This is a genomic window from Duganella sp. GW822-FHT06D06, from assembly GCF_058799615.1.
Window position 1 is genome coordinate 15,094 of the sequence record NZ_JBXALQ010000007.1, and the last position, 16,601, is coordinate 31,694.

Below are 16,601 nucleotides of genomic sequence, written 5' to 3' on the forward strand. Positions count from 1 at the left end.
ATTACCGGGATTGAACCATAAAAAGCCGACATCCGCCATGCGCCGCTACGCCGACACTCCGAACACCCCGCCACCTTCCTCCAGCAAAGCCACGCCAGCCGCCCCGCCGCGCAGCGACATGGCGACGCTGAAAACGCTCTTCCCTTACCTGTGGGTCTACAAATGGCGCGTGCTGCTGGCGCTGGGTTGCCTGATCGGCGCCAAGCTGGCCAACGTCGGCGTGCCGGTCGTGATGAAGAGCCTGATCGACAGCCTGAGCATCTCGCCATCGCATCCGCAGGCGCTGCTGGTGCTGCCGCTCGGCGCGCTGGCGGCCTACGGCGTGCTGCGCGTGTCGACCACCTTGTTCACCGAGCTGCGCGAGTTCCTGTTCGCGCGCGTCACGCAGCGCGCCGTGCGCACCATCGCGCTGCAGGTGTTCCGCCATCTGCACGCGCTGTCGCTGCGCTTCCACCTGAACCGCCAGACCGGCGGCATGACGCGCGATATCGAACGCGGCACGCGCGCGGTCGGCTCGCTGATCTCCTACACGCTGTTCAACATCCTGCCGACGCTGGTGGAGATCACGCTGGTGCTGGGCTACCTCGTCACGCACTACGACATCTGGTTCTCGGTGATCACCTTCGTCGCGCTGGTGACCTACATCTCCTTCACCATCTTCGTCACCGACTGGCGCACGCACTTCCGCCGCACCATGAACGAGCTCGATTCGAAGGCCAACACCAAGGCCATCGATTCGCTGATCAACTACGAGACCGTCAAATACTTCGGCAACGAGGACTATGAAGCGAAGCGCTACGACGAAGGCTTGCAGCGTTACGAATCGGCCGCCGTCAAATCGCAGACGTCGCTGTCGCTGCTGAACACCGGCCAGTCGCTGATCATCGCCACCGCCGTCACGCTGATCCTGTGGCGCGCCACGCAAGGCGTCATCGACGGCAAGATGACCCTGGGCGACCTGGTGCTGGTGAACTCCTTCATGATCCAGCTGTACATCCCGCTCAACTTCCTGGGCGTGATCTACCGCGAGATCAAGCAAAGCCTGGCCGACATGGAGAAGCTGTTCTCGCTGCTGGACCAGAACCGCGAAGTGGCCGATTCTCCAGACGCGCAGCCGCTGGTCACGCATGGCGCGCAGGTGCGCTTCAACCATGTGGACTTCAGCTACGAATCCAAGCGCCAGATCCTGTTCGATGTGGACTTCACCATCGCGCCGGGCACGACGACGGCGGTGGTGGGCCACAGCGGTTCGGGCAAGTCGACCTTGTCGCGCCTGCTGTTCCGCTTCTACGAAGTCAACGCTGGCGGCATCACCATCGACGGCCAGGACCTGCGCACGGTCACGCAGGATACGCTGCGCCACGCGATCGGCATCGTGCCGCAGGATACGGTGCTGTTCAACGACACCATCGAATACAACATCGCCTACGGCCAGCCCGGCGCGACGAAAGAGCAGATCGTGGCGGCGGCGCGCGCGGCGTCGATCCACGACTTTATTGAAAGCCTGCCGGACGGCTACGCGACCATGGTCGGCGAGCGCGGTTTGAAGCTCTCCGGCGGCGAGAAGCAGCGTGTGGCGATCGCCCGCACGCTGCTGAAGAACCCCTCCATCCTGATCTTCGACGAAGCCACGTCCGCGCTGGACTCCAAGGCCGAACAGGCGATTCAGGCGCAGTTGAAGGAAATCGCCAAGAGCCGCACGACGATGGTGATCGCGCACCGCCTGTCCACGGTGGCGGACGCGCAGCAGATCCTGGTGCTGGACCACGGCCGCATCGTCGAACGCGGCACGCACCAGTCGCTGCTGGCGGCGGACGGCCTGTACGCGCAGATGTGGCAACGGCAGCAGGCCAAGGCCGATGAAGAATTGGCGTCGTCCCCCGACGACGTCGTGGATGCAGTTTAACTAAGGAAGCGACTATGAAGTCTCGTTTTGCGCTGGGTGCGGCAACTGTCTTGATGGCTTGTGTTCAAAATGCGTATGCCGACCCTACGGAACCGCAGTTCCGCGCCCTGTACAAGGAGCTGGTCGAAACCAATACCACGCTGTCGGCGGGCAGCTGCACGCTGGCCGCGGAGCGCATCGCCGCGCGATTGAAGACGGCGGGCTTTGCCGACTCCCAGCTGCACCTGTTCGCCGATCCGGCGCATCCGAAGGAGGGCGGGTTGGTGGCCGTCATGCCGGGCAGCGATCCGAAGGCGAAAGCCATCCTGCTGCTGGCGCACATCGACGTGGTCGAGGCCAAGCGTGAAGACTGGGTGCGCGATCCGTTCACGCTGATCGAGGAAGACGGCAAGTTCTACGCGCGTGGCGCGCTGGACGACAAGGCCCAGGCGGCGATCTGGGCCGACACGCTGGTGCGCTTCAGGAACGAAGGCTACGTGCCGCGCCATACGCTGAAGATGGCGCTGACCTGCGGCGAGGAGACCGGCGGCGCCTTCAATGGCGCCGAGTGGCTGACCAAGAACCGTCGCGAGTTGATCGACGCCGGCTTCGCCATCAACGAAGGCGCGGGCGGCGAGCTCGATGCGGCGGGCAAGCGCGTATCGATGACGGTGCAGGCGGGCGAGAAGGTGGCGCAGAACTATCGTCTGGAAGTGATCAATCGCGGCGGCCACAGCTCGCGTCCGCAGAAGGACAATGCGATCTACCACCTGGCCGGCGCGTTGAAGAAGATCGAAGGCTACACCTTCCCGATCCAGCTGGCCGACGGCAGCCGTGGCTACCTGACCGGCATGTCGAAGATCCAGGCCGCCGAGGGCCACAAGGACGTGGCGGCGGCGATGCTGGCGGTGGTGAAGAATCCCAGGGACGCCAAGGCGGTGGCGCTGGTCTCCGGCCGCGACACCAGCTGGGGCGCGATGCTGCACACCACCTGCGTGGCGACCATGCTCGACGCCGGCCACGCCACCAACGCGCTGCCGCAGCGCGCACGCGCCAACATCAACTGCCGCATCTTCCCCGGCGTATCGCAGGAGACGGTGCGCGCGGCGCTGGTCAAGGCCATCAACGATCCGGCGGTGAAGGTGGATACGCTGGAAATCCGCGGCGAGAATTCGGCGCCGCCGGAGCTGACGCGCGCCATCATGGAGCCGGTTGAAAAACTGACCGCGAAGATGTGGCCGGGCGTGCCGGTGCTGCCGATCCTGCAATCGGGCGCCACCGACGGCCAGTTCCTGAACGCGGCCGGGATTCCGACCTACGGCATCAGCGGCATCTTCCTCACGCCGGACCTGGGCAACATCCACGGCCTGAACGAATACATCGGCGTGCAGTCGCTGATGGAGGGCCGCAGCTTCCTGTACGACCTGGTGAAGGTCTACGCCGGCCAAAACTAAGCCAGCGCGCGGTACTGGAAGTCCCGCATGCGTACAGCGCCTTCGCCGGCGCTGTACACCGCTGGCTGCAGGCTGAGGAAGCCGCCGAAGACGTTGTGGTGCATGCCGGAGGTCTCCATCTGCCACGGGTGCTGTATCCATTTGCCGTCGTCCAGCGCGTAGAAGAAGGTCACGATGTGGCGGTCGTTTCGGACGCGGATGCGCACCGTGGAGGCCTTCACGGCTTCGCGCATCCAACTCTGTTCGCTGGCGTACTGGTAGGTCAGCATCTGGGTGGCGCTGAAGCCGACGCCGACGAACATACGCTCGTTGTAGTGCAGTAGCAGGCCGCCATGGCCTGCGCCGCTGATCTCAAGCGTGACGCTGGCTTCGTAGGCGTGGTCGCCGACGATGCAGGCCAGCGGCGAGCAGTCGGCCGGCGAGGTGCCTTTGCCCGCGATGCTGACCGATCCCTGTTCAAATTGCACGCGGTTCATCTCGTCCGGCCCCGGATTGAAGAAGCACCACTGCGCGCCGAATTTGTTCTTCGTGAAGTCGTCCGATTTGGCGAAGCCTGCCTGGACGGCGCTGCCTTTCTTCGGCATCGGCAGCGGCGACGACAGGTCGCCGCCCTTGGGCTTGAACCAGCCGTCCGCCGTCCATTCGATCGGTTCGAGCAGCGTCTGGCGGCCGAGGGTGCGGTAGCCGTTCTCGTAGCCGTGGTAGACCATCCACCAGTCGCCGGCCGGGCCTTCGACCAGCGTGGCGTGGCCGCGCGACCACCACTTCTCGTCGGCGCTCCTGGTGCGCACCAGCGGATTCCGGGGACAGTTCTCCCATGGCCCGTGGATGGAACGCGAGCGCGCGGCGATCACCATGTGGCTGGTCGGCGGGCCGGAGGTGCCGCCGACCGCCAGCACCAGGTAGAACCAGCCGTTGCGGCGCAACAGCTTCGGTCCTTCTGGCGCGAACATTTCCACCACCCAGTCGGACGGATAGCGCCACGGTTCGTAGACTTTTTCGAGGGTGCCGACGGTCGCCAGGCCATCGTCGGTCAGGCCGATGCGGCGCACGCCGTTGACGAACAGGTAGCGCTTGCCGTCCTCGCCGAGCGCGTGGCCGGGATCGATGGCGTCGATGTGCAGGTCGATCGGATCGCTCCACGGGCCCCTGATGTCGTCGGCCCAGATGACGAAGATGGTGCCTTTGCCGTTCGGGGTGGCGGGGATGTAGATGAAGTAGCGGCCGTTGTGTTTGACCAGGTCCATGGCCCAGACGCTGCCGATCGGCTTGGTCAGCGCCGGGCCGATCGGCTCCCAGTTCACCAGGTCGCGCGAGTGCCAGAGGATCACGCCGGGGTAGGACAGGAAGGACGAAAACGTCATGTAGTAATCGTCGCCGTCCTTGAGGATGGTGGGATCGGGATGGTCGCCGGACAGGATGGGATTGAGGTAGGTGCCGTTGCCCAGGTTCGCCTTGCGCTGGCCTTCGATGCCGCGTCCCCAGGTGGGCTTGGCGTTGGCCGCCAGCGGCGCCAGCGCGGCGCCCGACAGCAGCGTTTTCAGCGCTGTGCGCCGTGTTGATTTCATTGTGTCCCCGCGGGTAGGTATCGTCGCGCTAGATGGTGCCCCGAGTGATGCGGACACGCAATTATGAAACTCACCAATCTGGGCAATGATTCCGCGCAACTGCGGCCGCGGTTGCTTGCTGTGAGGTCGCGCAAGGCGCATCATGCTCATTCAGACTACGCTTCGATGGAATTCCCATAGGAGGCCGTATGTCTGACTTTTACAAGTACTTCAAAGAAAATATGGATGGCTTGGGATTGCCTGCGCCTGAAAGTCTTTTTGGTAACGTGCAGTTAGCAACTGCAACGGCTTCGACGCTAATTGGTCTGGCTGAAAAATTCGGTAAAAAAGTGACTGTGGCGGAAATGATAGGAGCTGGAATTCGGGGCGAAAAATTGATGGTTATTGGAGCGATGAGCGCCGCCTATTATCTTGGCGCCGTGATCGGGAGTATCGCTGTTGCCACCGGGCGAAGTCTGGCAGGAGGAATTTCTCTCGCCGATGTTCTGCTTAGCGCACAGATGAGTCACCTGCATCGCCCTTGGCTGGCAGGCGTAATGATGCGTCATCCTGAAATTTACAAAAAGCGTCGGGTCGTGCAGACGAGGAGAGGTCCATGAAAGATGGTTTGATGCTGTTGATTGCCGGCGTGCTCTGCGCAGGCGGCGCGGCGTTGTTCTTCAGATTCTTCGGCAACGAGGCCTTCAACGTCATCATATTGGTGACGCTGGTATCTGTTCTTTTGGACAACGCGCGTTTGCGGCGCAGATTGCGCGAGATGGGCGCCAAGCCTGAGGGCAAGCGCACTTGGCTGTGACAAAAAAAAGGCCACCGCGAGGTGGCCTTCTGCCTGGTGGCGCCGCTTACGGCAGCGGTGCGTCCGCCAGCTCGCCGGACTTGAGCGGGTCGACCAGCTCGCCTTCCCACTTGGCGACCACCGCCGTGGCGATGCCGTTGCCGATGACGTTGGTCGCGGAGCGCGCCATGTCCAGGAAGTGGTCGATGCCCAGCAACAGCACCATGCCCGCTTCCGGAATGTTGAACTGACCCAGCGTCGCGGCGATCACCACCAGCGAGGCGCGCGGCACGCCGGCCATGCCCTTGGAGGTCACCATCAGGAACATCATCATGGTGATCTGCTGGCCCAGCGACATTTCAATGCCGTAAGCCTGCGCGATGAACACGGTGGCGAAGGTGCAGTACATCATCGAACCGTCCAGGTTGAACGAGTAGCCGATCGGCAGCACGAACGCGGCGATGCGGTTGCGCACGCCGAAACGCTCCAGGCCTTCCAGCGTCTTCGGATACGCCGCTTCGCTCGACGCGGTCGAGAACGCCAGCAGCGCCGGGCCGCGCATCTCTTTCAGCAGGCCGAATATACGGCCTTTGAGGAAGCCGTAGCCGATGATGATCAGCAGCGCCCACAGCAGCGCGATGCCGAAATAGAACTCGGCCATGAACACGCCGTAGGTCGACAGCACGCCCAGGCCGCTCTTGGCGATCACGCCCGCCACCGCGGCGAACACGGCGATCGGCGCGAACTTCATCACATAGCCGGTGACCTTCAGCATCACGTGGGCGACGCCGTCCAGCGCGTCGATCAGCGGGTCGGTCTTGCGGCCAACCGCCGCCGCCGCCATGCCGAAGAACAGCGAGAAGATGACGATCTGCAGGATCTCGTTCTTGGCCATGCCATCGATGATGGACGACGGCACCAGGTGGGTGACGAAGTCTTTCAGCGACAGGCTGGACGTGGCCAGCTCGGCCTTGCCGACGGTGGCGGCCAGGTGGCCCATCAGCGGGTCGCCCGGGCGGAACAGGTTCACCAGGATCAGGCCCAGGCTCAGCGACATCAGCGAGGCCAGGAAGAACCAGCCCAGCGTCTTGATGCCGATCCGGCCCACTTCCGAGGCGTCGCCCATGCGGGCGATGCCGACCACCAGCGTCGAGAACACCAGCGGCGCGATGATCATTTTGATCAGCCGCAGGAACAAGGTCGTGACCAGCGACATGATGTCGGCGAACGCGACCGGGTCGGCCAGGCTGCTATGGGCGATGTAGCCGGCAAGGATGCCGAGCCCCAGGCCCAACAGGATGTAAGTGGTCAATCGGCTTTTTTTCTGCATGTTCTGAATTCCCGTGGTAGTGTCTCTTTGGACGCAGGCCGACGCAGGGTAGTCTGCGGTAGCACAATCTGGTACAAAATAATGTCATTTCCCCTCTGTGTGGGGGTATGATCCTGCCAATGTTAGCCTTGTAAGCTGATGAAACATTAAGCAAGTTCCGCAGTATATATGATCGCGATAAAAAATCTTAATAAATGGTACGGCCAATTCCAGGTATTGGCCGATTGCAACACCAACGTTGCCAAAGGCGATGTGATGGTGATATGCGGGCCGTCCGGCTCGGGCAAGTCGACGCTGATCAAGACCGTCAACGGACTGGAGCCGTTCCAGCAGGGCGAGATCCTGGTCGACGGCATTTCGGTCGGCGCCAAGGGCACGGACCTGCCCAAGCTGCGGGCCCGCATCGGCATGGTGTTCCAGAATTTTGAACTGTTTCCGCATCTGTCGGTGCGCCAGAACCTGACCTTGGGCCAGACCAGGGTGCTGGGGCGCAGCGAGGACGAGGCCAACGCGCGCGGCCTGCAGTACCTGGACCGGGTCGGCCTGCTGACGCAGCAGGACAAATATCCGAACCAGCTGTCCGGCGGCCAGCAGCAGCGCGTGGCGATCGCCCGCGCGCTGTCGATGGACCCGATCGCGATGCTGTTCGACGAGCCGACGTCGGCGCTGGATCCGGAGATGATCAACGAAGTGCTGGATGTGATGGTCGGCCTGGCGCAGGAGGGCATGACCATGATGGTGGTGACGCACGAAATGGGCTTCGCCAAGAAGGTGGCGAACCGGGTGGTCTTCATGGACAAGGGCAGCATCCTGGAAGACTGCGGCAAGGATGAATTCTTCGGTGCGCCGCGTTCCGAGCGCGCGCGCGATTTCCTCGCGAGGATCATTCACTAGCAAGTTTGACGCTCGGTGCATTTTTTTCTTTCTACTTGGGGAGGAATCATGTCGTTACCGCGGGTACTCATACTTTTGTCCCTGGCCTGCCTCGGCGGCCAGGCCACAGCGCAGGAAGCCGGCGGCACGCTGGCCAAGATCAAGCGCACCGGCGCCATTACGCTCGGCGTGCGCGACGGCTCGATCCCCTTTTCCTACCTCGACGACAAGCAGCAGTACCAGGGTTATTCGGTCGACCTGTGCATGAAGATCGTGGCTGCGGTGCAGAAGCATCTGGGCACGCCGGTCAAGGTGGCGATGAATCCGGTCACCTCCGCCAACCGCATCCCGCTGATGGCCAACGGCACCATCGACCTCGAATGCGGCTCCACCACCAACAACGCGGAGCGCCAGAAGCAGGTGGCGTTCGCGCCGACCATGTTCGTGATCGGCAGCCGGCTGCTGTCGAAGAAAACGTCGAACATCAACGGCCTGGCCGACATGAAGGGCAAGACCCTGGTGGCCACCGCCGGCACCACCACCCTCAAGCAGATGACCATGCTGAACGCCGAGAAGCAGCTGGGCATGAACATCGTGGTCGGCAAGGATCATCCTGAATCGTTCCTGATGATGGAAACCGGCCGCGCCGCGGCCGAGGCCAATGACGACATCCTGCTGGCCAGCCAGGTGGCCAGCGCGCGCAATCCCGGCGAGTACGCGATCGGCAAGGAGGCCTTGTCGGTGGAGCCGTACGGGATCATGATGCGGCGCGACGATCCGGCCTTCAAGGCCGTGGTGGATGCGGCGCTGGTGCAGCTCTACCAGTCGGCGGAGTTCCCCAAGCTTTACCAGAAGTGGTTCCAGAGTCCCATCCCGCCCAAGGGCATCAACCTCAACTTCCCGATGCCGGAGCAGCTCAAGGCCGTCATCGTCAAACCCACCGATTCGCCTGATCCCGCCGCCTACGGCGCGCGATGAACTATCACTGGAACTGGCGCATTTTCGGCGAGTTGTCGCCGGACGGCGTTCATACCTACTGGGACACGCTGATGTCCGGCCTGGCCTGGACGCTGGCGACCTCGCTGGCCGGCTGGGTGATGGCGCTGGTGCTGGGCTTCGCGGTCGGCGCGTTGCGCACGCTGCCGGGACGCGTGCTGCCGCTGCTCGGCACCGGCTATGTTGAGGTGTTCCGCAACGTGCCGCTGCTGGTGCAGATGTTCCTGTGGTTCTTCGTCGCGCCCGAGTTGCTGCCGCAGGTGGCCGGCGACTGGCTGAAGACGCTGCCGAATGCGCCCTTCGTCACGGCCGTGGTGTGCCTCGGCTTCTTCACGTCGGCGCGGGTGGCGGTGCAGGTCACGGCCGGCATCCAGGCGTTGGCCGGCGGGCAGCGGCTTGCGGCGCTGGCGTTGGGGCTGGACCTGCCGCAGACCTATCGCTTCGTGCTGCTGCCGCTGGCGGTGCGCATCATCCTGCCGCCGCTGACCAGCGAATTCCTCAACATCATCAAGAACAGCTCTGTCGCGCTGACCATCGGCCTGATGGAGCTGACCGCCAGTGCGCGCGCGATCCAGGAGTTTTCGTTCCAGGTGTTCGAGGCGTTTTCCGCCGCCACGCTGATCTACGTTCTCGCCAACCTGGCGGTGATCGCCGCCATGCGGGTGCTGGAACGGCGTCTGGCGTTGCCCGGCACGTTGGGGGCGCGCTGATGTTCGCGCAGTTCGACTTCGACGTCATCGGCCGCTCGTGGGTATACCTGTTCCAGGTCGGCATGGCGTTCACGCTGGAGCTGACGGTGCTGTCGATGATCGGCGGCGTAGTGCTGGGCACCTTGCTGGCGCTGGGGCGCATGTCCAGCTTCAAGCCGCTGGCGCTGGTGGCCGCCGCCTACGTCAACCTGATACGCGCGGTGCCGCTGGTGCTGGTGATTTTCTGGTTCTACTTCCTGGTGCCGTATGTCGCCGCGTGGGTGATCGGCGCGGCGGAGCCGGTCAAGGTCGGCACGTTCTGGTCGGCGTTGATCACCTTCACCTTGTTCCAGGCTGCGTACTACTGCGAGATCATGCGCGGCGGCATACAGGCGATCCCGCGCGGACAGGTGCTGGCGGCGCAGGCGCTGGGACTGAACTACTGGCAGGTGATGGGCCGCATCGTGCTGCCGCAGGCGTTCCGCAACATGCTGCCGGTGCTGCTGACGCAGACCATCGTGCTGTTCCAGGACGTGTCGCTGGTGTACGTGCTGTCGGTGCCGGATTTCGTCGGCGCGGCCAGCAAGGTGGCGCAGCGCGACGGCCGGCTTGTGGAAATGTACACCTTTGTGGCACTGGTTTACTTTGTGTTGTGCTGCCTGCTTTCGTGGCTGGCAAGGCAGCTGCAAAAGCGCGTCGCCATCGTGCGCTAGTCTCTGGTAGTATCCTCGCCACCGCATTATTCGAACGGGAACACCGCATGCCATCCATGAAGAACATAGCAGGTGCCATGTTGGCGCTTGGCCTTCTCTCCAGCGCGCATGCCGCTGACAAAATCGCCGCCGACCTGGTGCTGACCCAGGCCACGCTGATCGACGTTGCGGGCGGCAAGGCCGTCAAGGGCAAGTCGGTCGTGCTCAAGGGCGACACCATCATCGCCGTGGTCGACGACAGCAAGCTGTCCGGCTACGCCGCCAGGAAGACCATCCGCCTGCCGGGCAAGTACCTGATGCCGGGGCTGTGGGACACGCACGTGCACTTCGGCGGCGGTCCCGCGCTGATCGAAGAGAACAAGCATCTGCTGGCGCTGTATCTCGCCAACGGCATCACCGCCGTGCGCGATTGTTCCGGCGACCTGGCGGACACCGTGCTGGCCTGGCGCGACCAGATCAAGGCCGGCCAGCTGGAAGGGCCGACCATCTTCACCTCCGGCGCCAAGCTGGAAGGCTACAAGCCACTGTGGAAGGGCACCATCGAAGTCGGCACGCCGGAAGAGGTGGGCAAGGCGCTGGATGGCTTGCAGGCGCAGAAGGTGGATTTCGTGAAGATCACCGAGAACACGCTGAAGCCGGAGATCTACCTGGAAGCGCTGCGCCAGGCGAAGGAGCGCGGCATGCGCACTTCCGGCCACGTTCCGGTGCAACTGACGCTGGCGCAGATGTTCGATGCGGGGTTGGGCACGGTGGAGCATCAATCCTACCTGCTGCGCTCCGCGACGCCGAAGGAGCGCGAGCTGACCGCGCAGGTGGCGGCCGGCACGCTGACCGGCAAGGAAGCGATGAAGCAGAGCCTGGCGACCTACGACGAGCCGACCGCGCGCGCATCGTTCCGTTACATGGCCGCCAAGGGCACGGCGGTGGTGCCGACGCTGTCGGTATCGCGCGTGGTGGCCTACCTGGACCGCGACGATCACTCGCACGATCCGGCCTTGCAGTACATCGGCAAGGGACTGCGCGCCACCTACGACTGGCGCGTGCAGCGCGCCGCGCAGGACAACCCAGAGGCGATCGCGCTGCGCAAGGCGACGTTCGAGAAGTCGGCATCGCTGCTGCCGTTGCTGGCGCAGGAGGGCGTGAGCATCATCGCCGGCACCGACGCGGGCTTTTTGAATTCTTACGACTATCCGGGCCAGGCGCTGCATGACGAAATCGGCCTGTACGTGCAATACGGCCTGACGCCGGTGCAGGCCCTGCGGACGGCCGTGGTCAACGGCCCGCGCTTCCTCGGCCACCTGGACCGCTATGGCAGCCTGGAGGCCGGCAAAACGGCCGATCTGCTGGTGCTGGACGCGAATCCGCTGCAGGACATCGCCGCCACCCGCAAGATCCGCACGGTGGTCAGCCGCGGCCAGGTCTACGACCGCGCGCGCCTCGACAGGATGCTGGCCGAAACCAAGGCCTGGGTCGTGGCCCAGTAGTCAGCCGCGTTCCGGGAGCGCGGCTGCTCTATCCGTAGTGCGTCCACATACGCAGGATGCGAACTATATGCTGGTCCGGGAAAACCTCGTAGACGAGGCGGTGATGTATGTTGATCCTTCGGGAGTAGGCCCCTGCCAGGTCACCGACAAGTTTTTCGAAAGGCGGGGGATGCGCGAAAGGATCGTCGGCGAGCAAGTCAAGTAGCGACTGCACTTGCTTTTTCATCCCTGCCGCAGCTGCTTTTTTTGCATCTTTCTGAGCCTGGTGGGAGTACACCAGTTGCCAGCTCACCAGATTAATTCCTTATCGCTGTCGCTTAATGGCTCCGCGCGTGCGGAGAGGATGGACTCGCGCATTCCTGGCACGGACAGCAAATACAGCGTTTCTTGTATTGCGCGCCAATCATCGGCGGAGACAAGCACAGCGTTGTTGCGCTTGCCGGTGATCGTTATTGGCACATGGCTAGCGGCGGTTTCGTCGATCAGGTTATAGAGGCGTACGCGCGCGTCGCTGGCTGAAATGGTATCCATGACTGCTCCTTGTGGGGTCATCAAAACGTACGCCTTAACGTACGCACTGTCAAGCGAGCGGCGCAAGGAGGTAAAATGGCGGTATTCGCCATTGATAGCCTGAAAGCCCGCCGCCATGTCCGACCTCGAACACATCCCAGACAGCATCACCATCGCCCGTCCCGACGACTGGCATTTGCACCTGCGCGACGGCGCTACCCTGGCCAGCGTGTTGCCGCACAGCGCGCGCCAGTTCGGCCGCGCCATCGTGATGCCCAACCTGAAGCCGCCGGTGACCACGGTCGCCGCCGCCGAGGCCTATCGCAACCGCATCCTGGCGGCTCTGCCGGCTGGCATGAAGTTTGAACCGTTGATGACGCTCTACCTGACCAACAACACGCCGCCGGACGAGATCCTGCGCGCGCAGGAAAGCGGCATCGTCCACGGGGTCAAGCTGTATCCGGCCGGCGCCACCACCAATTCGGACGCCGGCGTGACCGACCTGTCCAACTGCTACAAAACGCTGGAGATGATGCAGGAAGTGGGCATGCCCTTCCTGGTCCACGGCGAAGTCACCGACCAGGACATCGACCTGTTCGACCGCGAAGCCGTCTTCATCGAGCGCGTGATGCGCCCGCTGCGCCGCGACTTCCCGGCGCTGAACATCGTCTTCGAACACATCACCACCAAGCACGCCGCGCAGTACGTGGCGGAAGCGGAAGGCCCGATCGCCGCGACCATCACCGCGCATCACCTGCTGTACAACCGCAACGACATCTTCAAGGGCGGCATCCGTCCGCACTACTACTGCCTGCCGGTACTGAAGCGCGAAGAACACCGCCTGGCGCTGGTCACCGCCGCCACCAGCGGCGACGAGCGCTTCTTCCTCGGCACCGACTCGGCGCCGCACGCGCAGGGCGCCAAGGAAGCCGCCTGCGGCTGCGCCGGCTGCTACACCGCGTTGCACGCGATGGAGCTGTATGCCGAGGCCTTCGAACGCGCCGGCGCGCTGGAGAAGCTCGAAGCCTTCGCCAGCTTCAACGGCCCGGCCTTCTACGGCCTGCCGCGCAACACCGACACCATCACGCTCAAGCGCGAGCAGTGGACGCTGCCGGAAACCCTGCCGCTGGCGGACCAGCAAGTGGTGCCGCTCAACGCCGGCGAAACCATCAACTGGAAAATGGCATAAGCAGTGCTGCAAGCGATAGACTGGTCGCGTCGCTGGTACGACTCGGTCCGCGCTGCGGCCGACCAGCTTTCAGCGGACGTGCCCTTCATGGACACGTTCAACGCGCAAGCCGCTGCACTGGGCTTGCGCAATCATCTGGACCTGCCGATCTCCTTCGTGCCGCAGGAATCGCTGCCTGACGGCACCGCCTACGAAGCCTTCATCGGCGCCACCGGCGGCGTGCCCACGCGCGACAACCTGCACGACTTCTTCAACGGCCTTGTGTGGCTGAGCTTCCCGCGCATCAAAGTGCAGCTGAACGCCTTGCAGGCGGCGCAGATCGCGCTGGACGGCGTCGGCAAATCGCGCGGTCCCGCGCGCGACGGCGCCACCATCTTCGACGAGAACGCCGCCCTGCTGGTGGTGCGCGACTGCGCCGCCGGCCATGCGCTGACGGCCGCGCTGCGCGACCATCAATGGCGCGCCGCCTTCATCGAGCAGCGCGCCAGCTTCGGACCGGACGCGCAGGTATGGCTGTTCGGCCACGCGCTGATGGAGAAGCTGGTCGCGCCGCGCAAGGCGATCACCGCCCACACCCGCGTGGTGGTGGCCGGCGACGATTTCTTCACCATGGACCACGACGCCCGCCGCCATTGGATCGACGCCACCGTGGCGCGCGACCTGGCCGAACATGGCCTCAGCACCGCCGACTTCACGCCGATGCAGGCGCTGGGCGTGCCGGCCTGGTGGCCGGATCAGGACGATGCTTTCTACAACGACGCAACCGTGTTCCGCCCCAAACGCGCACCAGCGGTAAAATAGCCTTTTAACCGACTTCGCCGCCGACGCGGCAGAAAGAGCACGCCATGACGCAGGTAATTCGCTGGGGGATACTCGGCACCGGCAAGATCGCCAAGGCTTTCGCCATCGCCTTGCAGGACACGCCCGGCGCCAAACTGGCCGCCGTTGCTTCGCGCAGCGTAGATAGCGCTACCAAGTTCGGCGTCGAGCATGGCGCGGAACGCTTCCATGGCAGCTACCAGGCGCTGGCCGACGATCCCGAGGTCGATGTCGTCTACATCGGCACGCCGCACCCCATGCACCACGAGAACTCGCTGATGTGCCTTAACGGCGGCAAGGGCGTGCTGGTGGAGAAATCGTTCACCATGAATCGCCGCCAGGCCGAAGACATTGTCAACCTGGCACGCCAGAAAAAGCTGTTCGTCATGGAGGCGATGTGGACCCGCTTCATGCCGGCCGTGGTGGAGGCCAAGCGGATCGTCGACAGCGGCGAGATCGGCGTGCCGGCCAACGTCAGCGCTGATTTCGGCTTCACGGCGGATGTGGGACCCGAGCATCGTCTGTTCGCACCGGAGCTGGGTGGCGGCGCGTTGCTGGACCTGGGCATCTATCCCTTGTCGATGTCGTCGTTCTTCCTCGGCCCTGTGACGGGCGTGAAGGCGCAGGCTGAGATGGGCGCCACCGGCGTTGACATGCAGACCGCGTTCACGCTGATGCACAAGGATGGCGGCGTATCGTCATGCGCGTGCAGCCTGCGTTCGCGCACGCCGACCGAGCTGACCATCTCCGGAACCAAGGGCTTCGTGCGCCTGCACGACCGCTTCCACAACACCGAGACCATCACCGTCACGCTGGTGGACGGCGCCTCGCGCAGCGAGCGCACCATCAACCTGCCGCGCAGCGGCAACGGCTACACCCATGAAGCGCAGGAAGTGGGGCGCTGCATCCGCGCCGGCCTGATCGAAAGCCCGGTGATGCCGCACGAGGAAACGCTGTCCATCATGGGCACGCTGGACGACATCCGCGCGCAGATCGGCCTGAAGTACAGCGCCGATAATTAGGCGTCGCCAGCGCGGGTTGCGGGAACTGGTTAGAATCGACAGATATCGTTTCCACAATCAGGGTCCCTATCATGTTCGTCGCCGCTCGCGCTCCCTCGCTTAAAACCGTCCTGCTGGCCAGCGGCGTCGTCCTGACGCTGGCGATGGGAGTGCGCCACGGCTTCGGCTTCTGGATGCAACCTATTTCTCAGGCCAACGGTTGGACGCGTGAAACCTATTCGCTGGCGCTGGCCTTGCAGAATCTGCTGTGGGGCGCGTTCGGCCCGTTCGCCGGCATGGCGGCGGACCGTTTCGGCACCATGCGCGTGGTGCTGGTGGGCGCGGTCAGCTACATGGCGGGGCTGGTGTGGATGGCGCTGGTGAAGGATCCCACCTTGTTCGTGATTGGCTCGGGCGTGTTTATTGGCCTGGGGCTGGCGTGTACCGCGTTCGGCGCGGTCAGCGGCATCATTGGGCGTGTGGCGCCGGTGGAGAAACGGTCCTGGGCGTTCGGCATCTCCGGCGCGGCCAGTTCCTTCGGCCAGTTCCTGATGATGCCGGTGGAGCAGCAACTGATTTCTGCGGTGGGTTGGCAGAACGCCTTCTACTTGTTGGCCGGGTTGGTGGTGGCGCTGATGATACCGATGGCCTTCCACCTGCGCGAGCCGGCGGTTGCGCATGGCGGCGGTCCGCAGCAAAGCGTGCGCGAGGCGATGAGCGAGGCGGTGGGCAACCGCTCCTTCCTGTTGCTGGTGGCGGGCTATTTCGTATGCGGCTTCCAGCTGGTGTTCATCGGCGTGCACATGCCGGCGTACTTGAAGGACAAAGGCATTGTCAGCCCGGGCGTGGCGGTGATGGCGCTGGCGCTGATAGGCTTGTTCAATATCTTCGGCTCGTACTACGCTGGCAAGCTGGGCGGGCGTTTCCCCAAACGCCACCTGCTGTCGTCGATCTACTTCACGCGCGCCGTCGTCATCGGCCTGTTCCTGTTGGCGCCGTTGACGCCATACTCGGTGTACGTGTTTGCGGCGGCGATAGGATTCATCTGGCTGTCGACCGTACCGCTGACGAACGGCATCATCGCCGGCATTTTCGGCGTCAAGCACATGTCGATGCTGGCGGGCGTGGTGTTCTTCTCGCACCAGGTGGGCAGCTTCATCGGCGTGTGGCTGGCCGGCTACCTGTTTGCCAAGCTGGGAAGCTACGACATCGTCTGGGGCATCGCGATTGGGTTGAGCATCATGGCCGGCCTGGTCAACCTGCCGATCAACGAGCGAGCGCTTGAACGCGGCGTCCTGAAGGCGGCCTAGCAATG

The 16,601-nt window shown here is 63.9% G+C and carries 17 protein-coding genes; 13 read left to right on the forward strand and 4 right to left on the reverse strand.

What is annotated here, in order from left to right:
* Positions 1-37: 37 nt before the first annotated feature.
* Positions 38-1,906: an ABCB family ABC transporter ATP-binding protein/permease gene (locus AC1RMD_RS14550; protein ID WP_492927370.1), complete on the forward strand. Its 1,869-nt coding sequence runs from the start codon at positions 38-40 to the stop codon at positions 1,904-1,906.
* A gap of 14 nt (positions 1,907-1,920) precedes the next feature.
* Positions 1,921-3,339 (forward strand): M20/M25/M40 family metallo-hydrolase, encoded by a 1,419-nt coding sequence (locus tag AC1RMD_RS14555; RefSeq protein ID WP_492927372.1) that lies wholly within the window; start codon positions 1,921-1,923, stop codon positions 3,337-3,339.
* Here AC1RMD_RS14555 and AC1RMD_RS14560 read toward each other — a convergent pair.
* The gene (locus AC1RMD_RS14560) at positions 3,336-4,907 is read right to left on the reverse strand and encodes a family 43 glycosylhydrolase (protein ID WP_492927373.1); all 1,572 of its coding nucleotides are present in this window, start codon (positions 4,905-4,907) and stop codon (positions 3,336-3,338) included. The genes AC1RMD_RS14555 and AC1RMD_RS14560 overlap by 4 nt on opposite strands.
* A gap of 188 nt (positions 4,908-5,095) precedes the next feature.
* On the opposite strand from AC1RMD_RS14560, the gene AC1RMD_RS14565 reads away from it, so the two are divergent.
* Together AC1RMD_RS14565 and AC1RMD_RS14570 are read left to right on the forward strand one after the other, a co-directional pair.
* The gene (locus AC1RMD_RS14565) at positions 5,096-5,506 is read left to right on the forward strand and encodes a hypothetical protein (RefSeq protein WP_492927375.1); all 411 of its coding nucleotides are present in this window, start codon (positions 5,096-5,098) and stop codon (positions 5,504-5,506) included.
* Positions 5,503-5,703 carry a hypothetical protein gene (locus tag AC1RMD_RS14570; protein ID WP_492927376.1) on the forward strand — a complete coding sequence of 67 codons (201 nt, stop codon included), beginning with the start codon at positions 5,503-5,505 and terminating at the stop codon, positions 5,701-5,703. The genes AC1RMD_RS14565 and AC1RMD_RS14570 overlap by 4 nt, the downstream gene beginning before the upstream one ends.
* Before the next feature lie 46 nt (positions 5,704-5,749).
* On the opposite strand, the gene AC1RMD_RS14575 is transcribed toward AC1RMD_RS14570, so the two are convergent.
* Positions 5,750-7,012: a dicarboxylate/amino acid:cation symporter gene (locus AC1RMD_RS14575; protein WP_492927377.1), complete on the reverse strand. Its 1,263-nt coding sequence runs from the start codon at positions 7,010-7,012 to the stop codon at positions 5,750-5,752.
* A 168-nt stretch (positions 7,013-7,180) separates the two neighbouring features.
* Here AC1RMD_RS14575 and AC1RMD_RS14580 point away from each other — a divergent pair, with 168 nt between their 5' ends.
* From AC1RMD_RS14580 to AC1RMD_RS14600, 5 genes are all read left to right on the forward strand, one after another.
* Positions 7,181-7,906, forward strand: a complete 726-nt coding sequence (locus AC1RMD_RS14580; RefSeq protein ID WP_492927378.1) for an amino acid ABC transporter ATP-binding protein — start codon at positions 7,181-7,183, stop codon at positions 7,904-7,906.
* A gap of 48 nt (positions 7,907-7,954) precedes the next feature.
* Complete coding sequence (locus AC1RMD_RS14585) at positions 7,955-8,863, forward strand: amino acid ABC transporter substrate-binding protein (protein ID WP_492927379.1); 909 nt, start codon at positions 7,955-7,957, stop codon at positions 8,861-8,863.
* On the forward strand, positions 8,860-9,591 hold the full coding sequence (locus AC1RMD_RS14590; RefSeq protein WP_492927380.1) for an amino acid ABC transporter permease: 732 nt from the start codon (positions 8,860-8,862) through the stop codon (positions 9,589-9,591). Before AC1RMD_RS14585 ends, AC1RMD_RS14590 begins: the two co-directional genes overlap by 4 nt.
* Positions 9,591-10,283: an amino acid ABC transporter permease gene (locus AC1RMD_RS14595; protein WP_492927381.1), complete on the forward strand. Its 693-nt coding sequence runs from the start codon at positions 9,591-9,593 to the stop codon at positions 10,281-10,283. The genes AC1RMD_RS14590 and AC1RMD_RS14595 overlap by 1 nt, the downstream gene beginning before the upstream one ends.
* Before the next feature lie 77 nt (positions 10,284-10,360).
* The gene (locus tag AC1RMD_RS14600; protein WP_492927383.1) at positions 10,361-11,767 is read left to right on the forward strand and encodes an amidohydrolase family protein; all 1,407 of its coding nucleotides are present in this window, start codon (positions 10,361-10,363) and stop codon (positions 11,765-11,767) included.
* Between the two features lie 28 nt (positions 11,768-11,795).
* On the opposite strand, the gene AC1RMD_RS14605 is transcribed toward AC1RMD_RS14600, so the two are convergent.
* Together AC1RMD_RS14605 and AC1RMD_RS14610 are read right to left on the reverse strand one after the other, a co-directional pair.
* Entirely contained in the window at positions 11,796-12,059 is a 264-nt protein-coding gene (locus AC1RMD_RS14605; protein ID WP_492927384.1) for a Txe/YoeB family addiction module toxin, read from the reverse strand.
* The gene (locus tag AC1RMD_RS14610; protein ID WP_492927386.1) at positions 12,056-12,298 is read right to left on the reverse strand and encodes a type II toxin-antitoxin system Phd/YefM family antitoxin; all 243 of its coding nucleotides are present in this window, start codon (positions 12,296-12,298) and stop codon (positions 12,056-12,058) included. The genes AC1RMD_RS14605 and AC1RMD_RS14610 overlap by 4 nt, the downstream gene beginning before the upstream one ends.
* A 115-nt stretch (positions 12,299-12,413) precedes the next feature.
* Here AC1RMD_RS14610 and pyrC point away from each other — a divergent pair, with 115 nt between their 5' ends.
* From pyrC to AC1RMD_RS14630, 4 genes are all read left to right on the forward strand, one after another.
* Positions 12,414-13,466, forward strand: coding sequence for a dihydroorotase (gene pyrC, locus AC1RMD_RS14615; protein ID WP_492927387.1), 1,053 nt, complete (start codon positions 12,414-12,416; stop codon positions 13,464-13,466).
* A gap of 3 nt (positions 13,467-13,469) precedes the next feature.
* Positions 13,470-14,267, forward strand: coding sequence for a DUF3025 domain-containing protein (locus AC1RMD_RS14620; protein WP_492927388.1), 798 nt, complete (start codon positions 13,470-13,472; stop codon positions 14,265-14,267).
* Between the two features lie 44 nt (positions 14,268-14,311).
* Entirely contained in the window at positions 14,312-15,307 is a 996-nt protein-coding gene (locus AC1RMD_RS14625) for a Gfo/Idh/MocA family protein (RefSeq protein ID WP_492927390.1), read from the forward strand.
* Positions 15,308-15,378: 71 nt separating this feature from the next.
* On the forward strand, positions 15,379-16,596 hold the full coding sequence (locus tag AC1RMD_RS14630; RefSeq protein WP_492927391.1) for an MFS transporter: 1,218 nt from the start codon (positions 15,379-15,381) through the stop codon (positions 16,594-16,596).
* Positions 16,597-16,601 lie beyond the last annotated feature (5 nt).

Coding starts and splice junctions, on each gene's coding strand:
- AC1RMD_RS14570 (WP_492927376.1), top strand. CDS start 5,503: ATGAAAGATGGTTTGATGCTGTTGATTGCCGGCGTGCTCTGCGCAGGC.
- pyrC (WP_492927387.1), top strand. CDS start 12,414: ATGTCCGACCTCGAACACATCCCAGACAGCATCACCATCGCCCGTCCC.
- AC1RMD_RS14565 (WP_492927375.1), top strand. CDS start 5,096: ATGTCTGACTTTTACAAGTACTTCAAAGAAAATATGGATGGCTTGGGA.
- AC1RMD_RS14610 (WP_492927386.1), bottom strand. CDS start 12,298: ATGGATACCATTTCAGCCAGCGACGCGCGCGTACGCCTCTATAACCTG.
- AC1RMD_RS14600 (WP_492927383.1), top strand. CDS start 10,361: ATGTTGGCGCTTGGCCTTCTCTCCAGCGCGCATGCCGCTGACAAAATC.
- AC1RMD_RS14595 (WP_492927381.1), top strand. CDS start 9,591: ATGTTCGCGCAGTTCGACTTCGACGTCATCGGCCGCTCGTGGGTATAC.
- AC1RMD_RS14590 (WP_492927380.1), top strand. CDS start 8,860: ATGAACTATCACTGGAACTGGCGCATTTTCGGCGAGTTGTCGCCGGAC.
- AC1RMD_RS14580 (WP_492927378.1), top strand. CDS start 7,181: ATGATCGCGATAAAAAATCTTAATAAATGGTACGGCCAATTCCAGGTA.
- AC1RMD_RS14555 (WP_492927372.1), top strand. CDS start 1,921: ATGAAGTCTCGTTTTGCGCTGGGTGCGGCAACTGTCTTGATGGCTTGT.
- AC1RMD_RS14625 (WP_492927390.1), top strand. CDS start 14,312: ATGACGCAGGTAATTCGCTGGGGGATACTCGGCACCGGCAAGATCGCC.
- AC1RMD_RS14575 (WP_492927377.1), bottom strand. CDS start 7,012: ATGCAGAAAAAAAGCCGATTGACCACTTACATCCTGTTGGGCCTGGGG.
- AC1RMD_RS14630 (WP_492927391.1), top strand. CDS start 15,379: ATGTTCGTCGCCGCTCGCGCTCCCTCGCTTAAAACCGTCCTGCTGGCC.
- AC1RMD_RS14560 (WP_492927373.1), bottom strand. CDS start 4,907: ATGAAATCAACACGGCGCACAGCGCTGAAAACGCTGCTGTCGGGCGCC.
- AC1RMD_RS14585 (WP_492927379.1), top strand. CDS start 7,955: ATGTCGTTACCGCGGGTACTCATACTTTTGTCCCTGGCCTGCCTCGGC.
- AC1RMD_RS14550 (WP_492927370.1), top strand. CDS start 38: ATGCGCCGCTACGCCGACACTCCGAACACCCCGCCACCTTCCTCCAGC.